At 58.6% G+C, this 15,378-nt stretch carries 11 protein-coding genes; 3 read left to right on the top strand and 8 right to left on the bottom strand.

The features are described from left to right. Genes CRO08_RS10405 through CRO08_RS10395 form a run of 3 tightly spaced genes read right to left on the bottom strand, consistent with a single transcriptional unit; the run spans position 1 to position 4,638 of the window. Entirely contained in the window at positions 1 to 1,539 is a 1,539-nt protein-coding gene (locus CRO08_RS10405; RefSeq protein WP_097036138.1) for a glycosyltransferase family 39 protein, read from the bottom strand. A gap of 1 nt (position 1,540) precedes the next feature. Beyond that, complete coding sequence (locus CRO08_RS10400; protein WP_255252324.1) at positions 1,541 to 3,334, bottom strand: NPCBM/NEW2 domain-containing protein; 1,794 nt, start codon at positions 3,332 to 3,334, stop codon at positions 1,541 to 1,543. A gap of 38 nt (positions 3,335 to 3,372) precedes the next feature. After that, positions 3,373 to 4,638, bottom strand: coding sequence for a M18 family aminopeptidase (locus tag CRO08_RS10395; RefSeq protein ID WP_097036137.1), 1,266 nt, complete (start codon positions 4,636 to 4,638; stop codon positions 3,373 to 3,375). 81 nt (positions 4,639 to 4,719) lie between these two features. On the opposite strand from CRO08_RS10395, the gene CRO08_RS10390 reads away from it, so the two are divergent. From CRO08_RS10390 to CRO08_RS10380, 3 genes are all read left to right on the top strand, one after another. After that, a complete protein-coding gene (locus tag CRO08_RS10390; protein ID WP_097036136.1) occupies positions 4,720 to 5,727 on the top strand; it encodes an MlaD family protein in 1,008 nt (335 codons plus the stop codon). Beyond that, positions 5,721 to 6,491: a hypothetical protein gene (locus CRO08_RS10385; RefSeq protein ID WP_141398325.1), complete on the top strand. Its 771-nt coding sequence runs from the start codon at positions 5,721 to 5,723 to the stop codon at positions 6,489 to 6,491. The genes CRO08_RS10390 and CRO08_RS10385 overlap by 7 nt, the downstream gene beginning before the upstream one ends. A 155-nt stretch (positions 6,492 to 6,646) precedes the next feature. Then, entirely contained in the window at positions 6,647 to 9,490 is a 2,844-nt protein-coding gene (locus tag CRO08_RS10380) for a T9SS type A sorting domain-containing protein (protein ID WP_097036134.1), read from the top strand. A gap of 3 nt (positions 9,491 to 9,493) precedes the next feature. Here the strand turns inward: CRO08_RS10380 and CRO08_RS10375 are convergent, their stop codons facing one another. From CRO08_RS10375 to CRO08_RS10355, 5 genes are all read right to left on the bottom strand, one after another. Continuing rightward, on the bottom strand, positions 9,494 to 10,369 hold the full coding sequence (locus tag CRO08_RS10375) for a hypothetical protein (RefSeq protein WP_097036133.1): 876 nt from the start codon (positions 10,367 to 10,369) through the stop codon (positions 9,494 to 9,496). An 86-nt stretch (positions 10,370 to 10,455) separates the two neighbouring features. Continuing rightward, on the bottom strand, positions 10,456 to 11,352 hold the full coding sequence (gene pyrF / locus CRO08_RS10370) for an orotidine-5'-phosphate decarboxylase (protein WP_072807754.1): 897 nt from the start codon (positions 11,350 to 11,352) through the stop codon (positions 10,456 to 10,458). Beyond that, complete coding sequence (locus CRO08_RS10365; RefSeq protein ID WP_097036132.1) at positions 11,352 to 12,620, bottom strand: RNA methyltransferase; 1,269 nt, start codon at positions 12,618 to 12,620, stop codon at positions 11,352 to 11,354. The genes pyrF and CRO08_RS10365 overlap by 1 nt, the downstream gene beginning before the upstream one ends. Further along, a complete protein-coding gene (dxs, locus tag CRO08_RS10360; RefSeq protein WP_097036131.1) occupies positions 12,617 to 14,485 on the bottom strand; it encodes a 1-deoxy-D-xylulose-5-phosphate synthase in 1,869 nt (622 codons plus the stop codon). Before dxs ends, CRO08_RS10365 begins: the two co-directional genes overlap by 4 nt. Next, a complete protein-coding gene (locus CRO08_RS10355; RefSeq protein WP_073114200.1) occupies positions 14,485 to 15,372 on the bottom strand; it encodes a polyprenyl synthetase family protein in 888 nt (295 codons plus the stop codon). Before CRO08_RS10355 ends, dxs begins: the two co-directional genes overlap by 1 nt. Between the last annotated feature and the right edge of the window lie 6 nt (positions 15,373 to 15,378).

The raw sequence follows: 15,378 nt of genomic DNA, 5'->3' as shown, positions 1-15,378 counted from the left end.
TTAGTAACCCACGACATACTTCCCGAAGCATTCCACGTTGTAGCCCAAATCCTGCAGGGTCTTCATGCGCGCCCCGCTGTTTTCGAGCAGGTAAACAAAATCCTGCCTATGCTCGGGAATTATCCTGTCGGTAAAGATATACTTGTCAAACGAGCGCACGTACAGGAACGCACTCGGGAAATTCGTGTACTTGACCGTCGAGAGGTACGAATCAAGCGGGACCTTCCCGTAAAAAAGGATTCGCGGGTAACTCACGTCCGGGTCCACGACAACACTCTTGCCGGCCGATTTCGAGAGTGCAAGGTTCATCGCATCTTCGATGCCCTCGCAGAAGTAGTTTCCGATACGGTCGCGGTAGGTGGTAAAGTATTCCTTCTCGAAGGTGGCGAAGCAAATGAGGTAGGCGAACAGCGGAACCACAAGTGCACGCACGTGGATACGCTCAAACGCAAAAACAATCCCGAACGCCGAAACGATAAGGAGCGGCAAAAAGAGGAGATTCACGCGGTTCACGTTCACCTGGATGAGCGCCCCGATGGCAAGACCCGCAAAAAGCCACACCAGCACAAACGTAGAAAGCCCGAGCCTGCGCCTGCGAATGTCCTGGATAGCATTCCAGACAAACACGCAAAAGCCCACGAGGAAGAACGCGAGCGTCGCCGGGTAGTAGAGCCCGTGACGCCCGAAGGAATTCCACGGGAGGTAATCATTCTGCTTTACGAGAATGTTCGCCAGGTTTGCAAGATTGCGCGGAATATGGGCAAAGGAAATCTCGCTGTCGCGGAAGTACACGAGCTTCGGGATGCTGAGGAAGGGCAGTTTAATTTCAGGAATCACGCCCTTGTTCACGAGCAGGAAAAGCACCAGCGGGCAGGCAAGCGCCACCAGCACGCCGAGCGAAATCCACACGTAGCGCGTATGCCGGAGCGAGCGTGCCCAGAGCGCGTAGGCCACACACGCAATAACGATAAACGGCACCACCGACCATACCGTCGCGTACGCATAGAGCGAAAGCCCGAAGCTCAGCGCCGATGCCACCAGCAACTTGGGCTTCTCGAGCCCCTTCACGAAGAAGAGAATCCCGAACAGTACAAACCCGGGGGCGAGATTCGATTCCAGCGCCCAGCGCGAAAGCATGATGTGCCAGGGCGAAATCGCCACAAGGAACATGGCGGCCAGCGCAAGCCTCTCCGAAGAAAAGCGCCTTACCAGGTGGTAGACGGCGACAAGCGAGAGTACGCCCACGACGAGCATCGGGAGGCGAATCACCCACACCTTGAGCCCGAAGATAGCGACAAAGGGAATCATCAGGTACGATTCGAGTGCGTTCATGCCGGAGCCCCACGCCGTGAGGTACACCGGCAGGCGGTACCCGTAGGAATCCGCCGCGCTGTGCATGAGCGTGAAGGCGTTGTAGCCCGCAAAGGCCTCGTCCTGGTTGATATCGCCCGGAACGTCGCCGAACAGGAATACCCGCGCGAAGACGCCGAGGGCAAGGATTAGCCAGAAACCGATGCGAATCTTGTCGACGCGAACCATGCTACTTCTTCAATGTCAAAATCAGGCTGAGCCAATCCGCGTGATCGTAGGCGTTGTCGCCATCCGCATCGATAACGAGCACGATGTGGTCGAGGCCCGCAACCTTCGCACGGCCCGGCACCGGGGCGTTGTTCCCGCGAACAAGCCCGCTGGACCAGAGTTCGCCCTCGTCGGACTTCACGATAAACCTTACCGAGCCGCCGCCGGACACTTCATCGTCCACGCCCACATAGAAATCCAGATATTCCGCATTTGCGGGCAACGTGAAGTGCAAGCTGGACGATGCGTGCGAGCCGATACCGTGTTCAAACTGGCGGTTCTTCACCATCAGGGTCTTGCCTTCCACGCTTCGGTTGATGCGGGGAGAGCCGTATTCCTGCGTGTAGCGGTCTATCTTCAGGTCGGTGAGATACATCTGGTTCGGCAGGAGTTCCACCTCGATGGGCCGGGATTCGCGCACCTCGCAGGAAAGTTCCACGACAAGGATGAGCCCGAGAACCACGTAGGGCGTAAACCGCGGGAGCGACAGCCGGCTTATCGCATACGCGAGCAGCGGGAAGAACTTCGGGAACAGCGCGTGCACCGAGGCGGCGGCAAAGACAATCACGCCGAACGCAGAAATCCAGGGCCAGAGATCGCCACCCTTGAGCCCGTTGACCATCTCGATGTTCATCGCGCAAAGGAGCGTAATGCAGGCCACCCAGAACCAGGACTTGCGCAGGTCGAGCACGAGCCACATGCACGCAAACGGAATCGCGTATATCAGGTAGCGTTCATGCATGCCGGGCAACAGCAAGAAGAAAGCGAACGAGCTGAAAGTCGCAAGCTTGAAAGTCGTGCGCAGGTTCCGCGCGAACAGCGAGCACTTGAGAATATAAAGCGAGACAATCACGAACAGAATCTTGCCAATCCACGCCGGCGAAAGCAGGGACCAGATTCCCTCCTTGGGCAGGTTGAAGAACGGCGTAGCATCGGCGCTCAGGTTCCCTACCGTAAGCATCCAGAGGTTCGCCGCATTGTATGTCGCATACGGGTACTGGCTCGTGGTGTTCACGTATGCGCGCGAGAGCATGCCCGAAAGGTTGCCCGCAATGAAGAACGGCAACAGCACGAGCACGATTGCAACCGCCATCGCCGGGAGCCCGCGCCAAGAAATCTTGTACTTGCGGATGAATATGCCACCGAAGATAGGCAGCAAGAGAATCATCTGGAACTTCGCGAGGAGCGCAAGCGCAAAGAACAGAGCCGCATACTTCATCTTGCTCCTGAAATTGACGCAGTAGAGCGCGGCAATGCCGAATATGCACGGGAACATGTCGACCTGCCCCCAGATGGGGCCGTCGAGCAACAGCGCCGGGTTGAGCGCCACGAACGCCAGCACGAGATTCGCCTTCGCGGGTTCAAGCTTTATTTTCGAGACAAGCCTGCTTGCTATATCCACAAGGGCAAGGTGCGCAAAGTATACCGGCCACAGGCACAGGAACTTGAGCATGAACGTCTTGTCGATAGGGATATCGAAAAGCACGTAGACCTTCGACACGACCCACAGCCAAAAAACGTAGAGCGGCGGATAGTTGCCGTTGAACTTCTCGAAACCGCCTTCGGCAAGTTTCTTGACCCAGTCCGCCCAGTAGCCCTGATCGCCGCCAAAGGCGTTCGCGTTCGTGCAGAACAGGTTTGCCAAAAGGCAAAGGCTTCCCCATATCAAGAAGGCCAGCGTAGCCCGGTTCCACCTCGCCTGCGGAACCTCGATAGACCTTAAAAATTTAATGAAACCCTTCATAAATACGTACATCAACTCCTTGGAGTAAATGTAATATAATCAGGAAGGCTTCAAGCTTTTTCGCGGTAGAACTCCTTCAGAAGACTGATCATATCGGCATGGTCCTTCGCCGCAGTCATCTCGCGGATGCTGTGCATGCTGAGCATGGGTTCGCCGATATCGACCGTCGGGATTCCGAGGCTCGCCGAAACGGCGGGGCCCACCGTCGAACCGCACGGCATGTCGTTCCGCATCACGAAGGTCTGGAGCGCCACTCCCGCGCGTTCGCACAGGAGCCTGAGGCGCGCAGAACTTTCCACGTCGCTCGCGTATCGCATTTGCGAATTTGTCTTCAATACGATTCCGCCACCCAGAATCGGGGCATGGTTCTGTTCGTGCTTCTGTGGGAAGTTCGGGTGCACCGCATGCGCCATGTCGATAGAAAGCGCAAGGCTAGACGCCAAGGCAGCATCAAAGTTCGGGACCTTGTCCGCATCACGGAAAGACGACTGCAGAAACTCGCTCAGCACGCTCTTCAGGAAGTTCCCGCCTGCACCTTCGCGGGTCGTGGAACCGACTTCCTCGTTATTGAAGAAGCAGGCAACGGCAAAGTCGTTTTCGAGCGGTTCCGAAGCGATAAACGCCTCGGCAATCGCGTGGCAGCTCGAGAGGTTGTCGAGCCTTCCCGAATAAATCCACTCGTCGTGGAACCCGCCACGGGCCGCCTTCTGCGCATCGAACAGCTGCACGTCAAAGTCGAGCAACTTCGCGCCTTCCGGGATTTCCGCCCGCAGAGTGTCCTCGAACTTTTCGCCCGTAACCACGCTCCACAGGGCATCAAGGTCCGTCTGGGGATTGACCTTCAGGCCGTCCTGGTTCACGCCGCGGTTCAGGTGGACTGCCAACTGCGGTATGCGGAACAGCTTGTCGCCACGAAAAGTCTTGAGTCGCACCTCGCCGCCTTCCGCATAGGCGAGAACGCCCGCGTATCCCAGGTCGCGGTCCAGCCAGCTCGTGAAAATCGGGCTGCCGTATATTTCGGGGTGGAGCGTCTGCACGCCACAGGAAACCCGGTCGGGATAGGGAGTAATCTTCAGGGTCGGGAAATCCGTATGGGCAAGCGCGATGCGGAATCCGGAAAACCCGTTCGCGTTCCTGGGGGTCCGGACCGCAACTAGCGACGAATCCCGCACAATGCAGTAGCCCTTGCCGGGTTCAATCCTTGCCGGCATCATGGGTTCGTAGAGGCGGAACCCGGCCGCCCGAAAGGCGGAAACCAGACCCGCGACCGTATGCGAAGGGGTGACCGAATTGTCCAGGAATTCAAAAAAATCCATAAAATCCTCTTTTTTTCCTCAAAATACAAAACAAAAATTTTACCGTATACACAGTAAACGAATATTTATATATTTATCGACATGAAATTCAAACCCGTAAAGCAAATCAACTGGATGGAGGTTTCCGGCCTCCTGGTAGGCGTATTCTTTACGGTCGCTATCATGGTTTTTGCACTAGTCCTCTACACCAAGCTGTTCACGAGCGGCATGATCGGCGTGGAGGAATACCACCTGCACAGCACTTTTGAAAAGGCGCTCGGCCTCAGGCCCGGTACCCGCGTCCAGATTAGCGGTGTCGACGTCGGCCAGATTTCAGACATGGAAATCAAGGACAACGGCGTGTACATGGAGTTTACCCTCCGCAAGCAGTTCCAGAGCTGGATTACCGACAGCGCGACAGTTTACGCCATCCGCGACCAGAACCTGATTTCGGCCCGCGTGGTGACCATCGAAGCCCGCAAGGGCGTGGGCCGCATCCTCGAGGACGGCGACTTCCTGCCTCCGGGAAGGGCACAAGATATCGAGACCGTGCTTGAAACGGCCAACGAGCTGCTCGGGCGCGTGAACCTGCTTATCGACGCAGCCGACACGCTTGTCGCCATGGCGATGGATACGGGAACGACAGTAGGCGCCCTGTTCGGGTCGCGCGCACTGTACGACAACCTGAACACACAACTACACCGGCTCAACGACATTACCCTCGCCGGCAAGAACGCCCTGTTCAAGACATCGAGTCTTCTTGACACGCTCCACAGCAATGTGCCCGGCCTGTTGCACAAGGTCGACGGCATCACGGACGATGTATCCGGCATGATGACCGAACTCAAGCCGCTGCCCGGCAAGGTCGACAACCTGATGGGCAACGTGGAAGGCATGATGGGCAAGATCGACGGGACAATGGGCAAGGTCGACGGACTCCTGAAGGAAGTGGGCCAGGTGACCACCGGACTTTCGGACTTCATGGAATCGACCGAACAGACTTTGCAGAACGCCGACGACCTGATGACCGGCATCTCGAACATGTGGATTATCCGCAGGTCCATGCCTAGCAAGGATTCCGTGCCCTTCATGGTGGAGACGCTATGGTAATGCGCAAGTTCGGCATGGCGGTACTTCTCTCGCTCGCAACCATCGCAAGCGCATCGGAATCGGGTGTGCTTTCGTACCGCGCCCAGCGTTCGCTCGACGCGGGCAAGATTGCGAAGAGTTACGGCCAGCTGGAACGCGCGCTGCTTGCAAGCCGCAAGGAATCGGACCTGCGTTCCGAGGCACGCGTGCTCATGGCGATGGCCCAGATACGCACAATGAGCCTGGACTTCGCGTTCGCCGACTCGCTGCTCGCACAGGTCCGCGAGGAAATTCTCGACAAGAACACCAACCTGATGCTCCTCCAGGGCAAGGCCGCGCTTGCAAACGCGCAGGAAAAGTTCGACGAGACCGCCAAGATGTGCGCCTCGGCGGATGCCGATTCCATTAAGAAGGCCGACAAGCCCCTGCAGGCGGCATTCTTTTCTGAATGTGCCATTGCACAGGCGGCATCCCGCAGGTCTGACGACGCCGACGAATCGCTGAAGATGGTCGGGAAACGCTCGGACAAGAAGGGCGGTTTTTATGCCTATACCGCAGCCCGCATGGCAGACGTCTCGGGCAGGGGCGAAGCGGATTCGCTTTACCGTGAAGCCGAGAAGAAGTCCATACAAGGTAACGTGCCGTACATGACGGCGACAATCCTCTATCTCCGTTCGCAGCTCAAGAGCACTCCGGCAGACGAAGCGGCCGACCTGAAGCTCCGTTGCAAGAACGCGTTCGAACTGATGGGGCTCCCGAACAACGCGAAGCGCTGCGGGGAATGATTGCGACCCTCGGGATGTTTATTTCGGGGTGTTTAGTATCGTAGAAAACTGCACAACGGCTTTTTCGTGCAGGCGCGCGCGGGCGATACGGTTCCAGGAGACATAATATATATTCCTCACTACGGGGCATTCCGTCCCGTTTATGTGAGGTGATTATGGGTAACTTTTTCAGGCCTGCAGGCGCATTTCTCGCCATCGCGGGTGCATTTCTCGCCGTCCACGCAGCGACCGGCGAGGGCGATTTCAGCTGGAGCAACGTGAGCATGGGCGGCGGCGGGTTCGTAAGCGCCGTTATCGCCTCGCCCGTCGAAAAGAACGTGTTCTACGCGCGCACCGACGTGGGCGGCGCATACCGCTGGAACGAGGAAACCAAGCGCTGGGAATCCATGATGGACTGGGTCGACGTGAGCGAACTCGGCCTGCTCGGGATCGAGGCCATCGCGGTTGACCCGAAGGACGAAGGCAAGGTGTACATGATGGCGGGCACGAGCTACTTCAGCAACGCCCGCAGCGCCCTCCTGCGTTCTACGGACTACGGCAAGAGCTGGGAAGTGCACTACACCTGGGATTCCACGGGCGCGAAGGGCGGCGTGGTGATGGATTTCGGCGTTCACGGCAACGGCATGGGCCGCGGGAACGGCGAAGCGCTCGCCATCGACCCGAACAATACCGACATCATGTTCTACGGCTCGAGAAGGTCCGGGCTCTGGAAATCAAGCGACAATGGTTCCACCTGGAGCCACGTAGATTCCTGGACCGCGGCCGCCGGGAGCGACACCACCTGGAACGGCTCCGGGTTCAGCTTCGTGCAGTTCGCGCCGGGCAGTTCCAGCACGCTCTACGCCGGATTCCTGCGCGAAGGGAGCACGGCAAAATCCACGTTCGAGAACGTGTTCACCTCGACCGACGCGGGCAAGACATGGAAACCGCTCCCGATTCCCGACGCGCTCCGCACAACCGCGGGTGGCGCGAAGGTCCGCCTGATGCCGCAGCGCGCGGTAGTCTCGAAGGACGGCGGCACGCTCACCGTCACGTTCGCCGACGGCGCGGGCCCGCATTCCATGGGCTGGGACGAAGGCTGGGGTATGATATACGATGGGTTCGGCCGCGGTGCGGTACTGCAGTGCGATATCGCGACGCTCACCTGGACCGACGTATCGCCGGAAGACTACATCGACGACGGCAACACGGGCGCGTCGGAATACGACAACGCCGACTACGCCGACATGGAAAACTACACCTACATTGCACCCTACGGCGGCATATCCATCAATCCGGAAGACCCGAACGAGATGGTCGTCACCACGGAAGGCTACCGCGGCCCGCAGTTCTGGTACATCGCCACCGACGGAGAAGACGGCAAGTGGAGCGACCAGTGGGGTTCCAACATCTTCCGCACCACGGACGGCGGCAAGACATGGGTCGCAAGCTTCAAGTACTACTGGATGGAAGGCGGCTACTACCCCACCGTCAAGCAGATGGACGAGAACGGAATCGGCTGGATGCAGGGAGGTTCCATCCACTGGTCGGGCAGCGCGGCAATCGACCCGTTCAACCCCAAGCGCGTATTCGTGAGTTCCGGCAACGGCATCTTCCGCTGCGACAACATGGACGACTACGAAGTGATACCTGCGGGAACGTTCGATTCCACGACAAACTACTACTATTCGAGCGACGAGGCGGTCCAGGGCCAGGTATGGCACTTCAACGCACACGGCATCGAGGAGACCGTCCCCTACGAGGTGGTAAGCATTCCCGGAGGCCCGCTAGTTTCCGTCATCGCCGACTATGACGGATTCAGGCACGAGGACATCTCGAAGTTCCCCACCCACAGGCACCTCACCTCCGTCTCGGGCACCAACACCTCCCTCGGTTCCACGTGGGCACTCGCCTACGCCCCGAAATCGGGAACGCTCGTGAAGGTGAGCGCCACCCGCGCCTACGAAGGGCAGTACAACGACGTGCCCATCGACCCGGTGCAGGTCTCGAAGGATTCCGGGCGCACCTGGAGCGTAGCCACCTACGGGAGCCTCGACAAGAACTACAAGGAAGGCACGGTCGCAATTTCTACCGACGGGAGCACCATCGTCTGGGTACCGGGTAACGGAACCACCACCGTTTACCGCCAGGTAAATTCCGGATGGGAAACCGTATCGGGAATCGACAACGCGTCATTCGTCGTGGGCGACCCCGAAAACGCAAGCGTGTTCTATGCATACAACCGAACAACGGGAGAATTCTTCAGGAGCGAAGACAAGGGCGGCACTTTCACGAAGGTGAGCGAACCCGGCAAGAGCAACGACAAGAAGTTCCGCGCCATCCCGGGATACGAAGGCGACCTCTGGCTCCCTATCGCCGAAAGGAACGAGACCGGCGACCCCGTGACAGGCAAGCTGCTCCACTCCACCGACGGCGGCAAGAGCTGGACACCCGCAGAGGGCATAGGCTACTGCGAGGCCGTAGGCTACGGGAAGCCTAAGACTGCAGGCGGCTACCCCGCGATTTATGCGTTCGGCAAGGTGGGTGAAACCGTAGGCGTATTCGGGAGCGACGATGCAGGCAAGACATGGACCCGCGTGAACGACGACGGGCACGAATACGGCGGGCTCGCGAACGGCGAGTTCGTGATGGGCGACATGAATACCTACGGAGTCGTCTACATGAGCACGGCGGGCAGGGGAATCGCGGCACGCGTCCCGAGCGACTGGAACATGGGCTCGAGCGAATCCGGCGGAACGACGGCGATTGCCCGGAAGGCAAAACCCGAAGGATTCGGGAGCGTGAACTACAGGAACGGCAACCTGGAATTCGTGCTGGACAACGCAAGCATGCGCCTGACCGTATTCGACATGCGCGGGAAAAACGTGTACGACAACACCTTCGCAAAGTCGGGCAGCGTACCCGTAAGGAGCCTCGCGAAATCGAAGGGCACGTACTACGTGAAGGCGACAAGCAACGGCAAGATGCTGTTCAGCACCCGCATAGCAATAACACGATAAGAATTAATTGGCGGGAGTTTCCGCTGCATTACCCGTGGCACCGTCCACGGGTTTTTCTTTTGCATTTTCTTCGGCGGGTTCTACTGCGGCAGTTTCCTCTTCCTTCTTCTCGACCTTCTTCAGCGAGAGCAGGTGCGCGAATGCATAGCGCGGGTGAACCTTGCCATCGGCAAAAGCATCGATGGTGTTCTTCACGTCGTTGTACACCGTAGAATCGGAACCCGCCTTGGAACCAATGCCCCTGTAGCCCAGCACGCGGAACGTCTTGTTGTAGAAGCTTTCGCGGAACTTCTTGAAGCGGGGCTGCATCACGTCGTTCATGATCATCTCGAGCGCAGTCTCCGTCTGTTCGGCGTCAAGCTCGAACGTGCGGTACATCAGGCGAATGTGCTGCGGGATCGTCGTATCGGGACTGTCGAAGTACGGACGCATCACGTCGGCAGCGGCATGCGGGTCGGGGTACGGCCCCTTCGACAGGCGGAGCGCAAAACCAACGGCAAGGCGCCAGTGGTCCGGGAAATTCCTGAGGGCACGGCGCATCACGATAAAGTCCGTAGTGTCCTGCGTATCTATCGGGGTAATGCTACCGACAAAGTAATAAGGCGTGTAGAACAGGCTATCGAGTTCGGTGCAGAGGTTCGCCACATGGCTCAGGTGGTTGTACTCCTTGCCCGAAAGGAAGCTCTCGCCCAACGAGGTGAGTCCCTTGATCCACAGGAGCCCCGCAAAGGAGGCATCATTCCCGGCCGCGAGATACTTCACCGAAGACGCCTTCGGCAAGAAGGAATCCTCGGTAAACTTATCGGGGAGCGGCTTCGCAAAATTGAAGGCCACCGCGATAAGCGCAACCGCAAGAACTATGGGAACAAGGAACCGCATAAATACTCAGAGATTAAACAATGTGAAATGTGAAGCGTGAAATGGAAAATCAATCATTACACATCCCTCATTCCACATTACACATTCTAAAAATTGCAGGCCTCGGCGAGTTTTTCGAGCGCATCGATGCAGTCGACCGCGAAGTTTTCGGGCTTGCCGCTACGCTGCCATGCAAAGTTGAGACCGCTGGAACTGTTGAGCACGTGGAACTTGCGCTTGCCGCCACCGTTCGCGATTGCGGTAAGTACCGTCTTCGCATCGCCACCCTGCCCACCGGGGACACCGGGGATAGACACGCCCGGAATCAGGAACGGGATTTCGTGCTTCTTCGCGACCGTGTAGGCGGTAATCTGCTCGAGTTCCTCGGGGTGAGTCGCACCCACGACCGCACCCAGGTAACCGAGACTGCCGTCCCATTCCATAATCTTGTCGGCAACGGAGTAGAACGCCTGCGCATTGTCGCGCGGGTCATCGCTACGGACAACGGTCATGTCCTGGAAATCGTGCGCTCCCTTGTTGCTCGTACGGAGCAGCACGTACGCGCCGTTCTCGGAATTCTCGCGGATGAACGGGCCAACGGAATCGGACCCCATCCAGGGCGAAACCGTAACCGCGTCTGCACCATACACATCGTAGGCCGCGTTCGCGTATGCCGCACTCGACTTGCCGATATCGCCGCGCTTCGCGTCGAGAACCACGGGAATGCCCGCACTCCTGTAGTCGGCAATCAACTGCTGCAGCACAAGCATCGCCTGCACGCTCACGCATTCGTAGTAAGCGCTGTTCGGCTTCACCACCGCGGGCGTAACGCCACGCCGGAGCGCCTCTTCCAGAATTTCGGAATAGAAGCGCTTGATTTTCTCTTCGGCACTACCCTGCGGGCAGCACGGGTCGATAAGCTTGAGCACCGGGTCCATGCCGAGGCACACCGGGTTGCCGCACTGCGCAATACGCTGCTCGAGACGTGTATGGAAATTCGCCATTACTTGAGTTCCTCCTGGATCTGGGCGGCCTCGTAACTGAGGATGCCGTGAGCCACGGAAACGTTGAGGGATTCGAGCTCGCTGCTCATCGGGATCTTCACCGTCTCGTCGGCAATCTCGATGAAGTACGGGTTGGTGCCCGCGCCCTCGTTACCCACGAGGAATGCCATCTTGCGGAGCTTGCGTGCGGGAATGTCGCGGAGCGTCTGCTTTGCGTGCAGGTCGGTCGCGATAATCGTGTAGCCCTTGCTGCGCAGGAAGTTGATATGGTCGATGAGGTCGATATCGAACTCGAAGGGCACGCGCAGGAACGTTCCCGAGGAACCGCGCACCACCTTCGGGTTGAACGGGCTCACCGTACCGCGGCCAAGCACCATGCCGTTGGAACCGAACCCGAGGCTCGTGCGGAAGAGCGTACCGAGGTTGCCCGGATCCTGCACGGCGTCGACAAGCGTAATCACGCTGCGGCTCGCCTCGTAAACGGGCTTCGTGTTCGCTATGCGGCAATGCGCAATGATTCCCTGCGTCGTGACCGTGGAGGAAATCTGCTTCATCTTGTCGGCTTCCAGCACGTGGATGGTAATGTCGGCATCGTTAATCTTCTCGATGAGGGCTTCGTTCTCGAAGTCCTCGGCCACGTAGATGGCAATGACGATTTCCCTGTGCTTGGTGACAAGTTCGTCTACAACGTGCACGCCTTCGCCCAGGAATCGGCCTTCGCGTTCACGGCCCTTCTCGGTCGTGATGGCGAGGAGCTTGCGGAACCAGGGCGGGTTGCCGGCGCTTTCCGGAGCTGTTTCTGCCTGGGCGGCGCGGGCTTCGAGTGCGGCCTCGTCGATATTCTCGTCAACAACGGTCTCCTTCTGTTCGGGGCGCTGGCGGTAAACCGGAGCGTTCTCCGCACCGTCAAAACTGCGGAACGGGCGGTCGCCACGCTTGCCAAAACGGTCCCCGAAACGTCCACCTTCGCGACGGCCGAAGGGGCGGTCGCCAAAGCGGCGCGGGCGGCGTTCACGGTCGAAACGTCCATCGCCTTCGCCACGCCTGCCAAATTCCTCGCGCTTGCTGCCATCTTCACGCAGGCCACGCGGGCGGTCCGAACGGAACCCGGCGCGTTCACCATCGCTACGGCCACCAAAGGTAGGACGGTCACCGAACTTCTTGCCTTCACCGTCGTCCTTGCGCGGGCGGCGTTCGTCCTTCTTCTCGCTCACCCCGAACTTGCGGGTAAGAGTCGATCTCACTGTGCGCTTGTTTTCTTCGCTCATAGTCTTTCCATCAATTGCTTGGCGACGGATTCACCGTCTATTTTCAAGAGTTTGTACAGGTTCTGGATTTCGCCCTGTTCCACAAAACGGTCCGGCAGCCCGAAGCGGAACAACTTCTTGTCCGTAATTCCGAGATCGGCCATGAGTTCCATCACGGCGGAACCATATCCGCCGATAAGGGTATTGTCTTCCAGAGTGACAATGACCTTGTGGGTTTCGAACAGGCTGCGGTAGGTTTCCGTATCGAGCGGCTTTATGATTCGTGCATCCACAAGCGTGGGATTGTAGCCGTTTTCTTTAAGGACCTTCGCAGTCTTCTTGAGTTCGTTTGTCATGAAGCCTGCCCCGAGGAGCAGGATATCCTTACCCTGTTCGAGCACCTTCGGGAGTTTCGCGTCGAAGGGGCCTGCAGGGGGATTGAGCGTTTCGGCAAGAGCCGTCCCGCGGGGATAGCGGATAGCGACAGGGCCTTCCATGTCGATGGAGGCAGTTATCATATCCCTAAGTTCGTTCTCGTTACTGGGCGCCATGAGCGTAAGCCCGGGCACGGTGCGCAGGAACGAAAGGTCGTATGCACCATGGTGCGTAGGGCCGTCGGCACCCACAAGGCCAGCGCGGTCGAGCACCAGCACCACATGCAGGTTCTGGAGCGCGATATCGTGCATAATCTGGTCGTAGGCGCGCTGCATGAAGCTCGAGTAGATTGCGACCACGGGCACGACGCCATCGCAGGCAAGGCCCGCGGCAAACGTCACCGCATGCTCTTCCGCAATGCCCACGTCTATCACGCGGTCGGGCAGTTCCTTCGCGACAATGTCCATGCCGCAGCCCGTAGGCATCGCGGCAGTAATGCCCATGATGCGGTTGTCCTTCTTCGCAAGTTCCAGGAGCGTCTTGCCGAACACGCTCGTGAGCGAGGGGGTCGGGCTGCCCGGAGAAAGCGGAAGTCCGCTCTCGGGGTCGAACGGCCCCGTACCGTGGAACTTGGTCGGGTTCTTCTCGGCGGCATCGAGACCGCGGCCCTTCTCGGTAAGCACGTGCACAATGCACGGGCCGGGCTGCGACTTCACGCGCTCGAGAATCATGATAAGCTCGTTGATGTCGTGACCGTCGATGGGGCCGAAGTAGCGGATGCCCAGGTCCTCGAAGAAGGCGCCCGGCTTCACCGCATTCTTCGCGGCAGATTCCACCTGCAAGAACAGGTCACGGAACCGGCTACCGAGCACGCCCGGCAGGCGCTTCATCAGGCGGTCCAGGTCGGAACGCATCTTGTTGTAGACCGGGTCCGATATCACGCGGTTCAGGTACTTGCTGAACCCGCCCACGTTCGGGGCGATGCTCATCCTGTTGTCGTTCAGGATGATCGTCATGTTCTGCTTCGAGATGCCCGCGTTGTTCAGGGCCTCGTAGGCCATACCGCCGGTCATGGAACCGTCACCGATGACAGCCACCACGTTGTTCTTGCGGTTGAAATGGTTGCGCGCTACGGCAAAGCCGAGAGCTGCCGAAATAGACGTAGTCGCATGACCCGCGCCAAAGCAGTCGTACTCGCTCTCGTTACGCTTCAAAAAGCCCGAGATGCCGCCCTGCTGGCGGAGCGTCTCGAACCGGTCGTAACGGCCCGTCAATAGCTTGTGCACGTACGCCTGGTGACCCACGTCCCAGACAATCTTGTCTTCGGGAGCGTTGAACACGTAGTGCAGCGCAAGCGTGAGTTCCACCACCCCCAGGCTCGAAGCCAGGTGACCGCCGTGCTTGGAAACCTGCCCGATAATCGTATCGCGCACCTGCTTCGCAAGGCAGTTCAGTTCCTCGACGGAACAGTGCTTAATGTCCTGGGGAGACTTTACGTCCTTAAGTTCCATTACTTGACCCGGGTAATGATGAATGCCGCAATAGAGCGGAGTATGGAGGTATCGCCCTCGAGGCCTTCAAGCGCCTTGAGCGATTCCTCGTAGAGTTCGTGGGCGCGTTCGCGGGATTTCTCGAGCCCGACGATGGAGGGGTAAGTCGCCTTGCCCTTCTCGATATCGGAACCGGCGTCCTTGCCCAGTTCCTCCGTCGTGGAGACAATATCCAGGATGTCGTCCACAATCTGGAACGCAAGCCCGATGGAACGCCCGTAATTGCGGATGGCGGTAATCGACTTGTCGTCGGCACCGGCGAGCATCGCGCCCACCTGGAGAGCCGCCTCGATGAGGGCCGCCGTCTTGTGGTAGTGGATGTAGTCGACCGTCTCGAGGTCAACCGTCTTGCCCTCGCACTCGATATCGGTCATCTCGCCACCGATCATGCCGTAGGTACCCAGCAGGTGGGCAAGCACCTCGATTGCACGGGCATCGCCCGCACGGCCCATCAGTTCAAAGGCGAGTACGCAGAGGGCATCGCCCGCCATCACGGCAGTCGATTCGCCAAACTTCTTGTGGTTCGTAAGCTTGCCACGGCGGTAATCGTCGTTATCAATGCAAGGGAGGTCGTCGTGGATAAGACTGAACGTGTGGAGCATCTCGAGTGCAGATGTCGCGAGCCACACCTTGTCGCCCTTGCCACCGAACATGTCAAAGGTCGCCTTGACCAGGGCGGGGCGCAGGCGCTTGCCGCCAGCAAACATCGAATAGCGCATAGCCTCGTGCAAACGGCACGGAGTCTCATTTTCGGGCGGAAGATGCTCATCAAACTTCGCTTCCGCTTCTTTCGCAACGCGTGCGAGATATTCCTGCGCGACGGCAGATTCCTTTTCAAGATTTTCCATAGCCCA

This window comes from Fibrobacter sp. UWT3 (assembly GCF_900230125.1).
Lineage (GTDB): Bacteria > Fibrobacterota > Fibrobacteria > Fibrobacterales > Fibrobacteraceae > Fibrobacter.
Note: the sequence above shows the minus strand (reverse complement) of the source record. Positions and strands in the feature narration are given on the sequence as shown.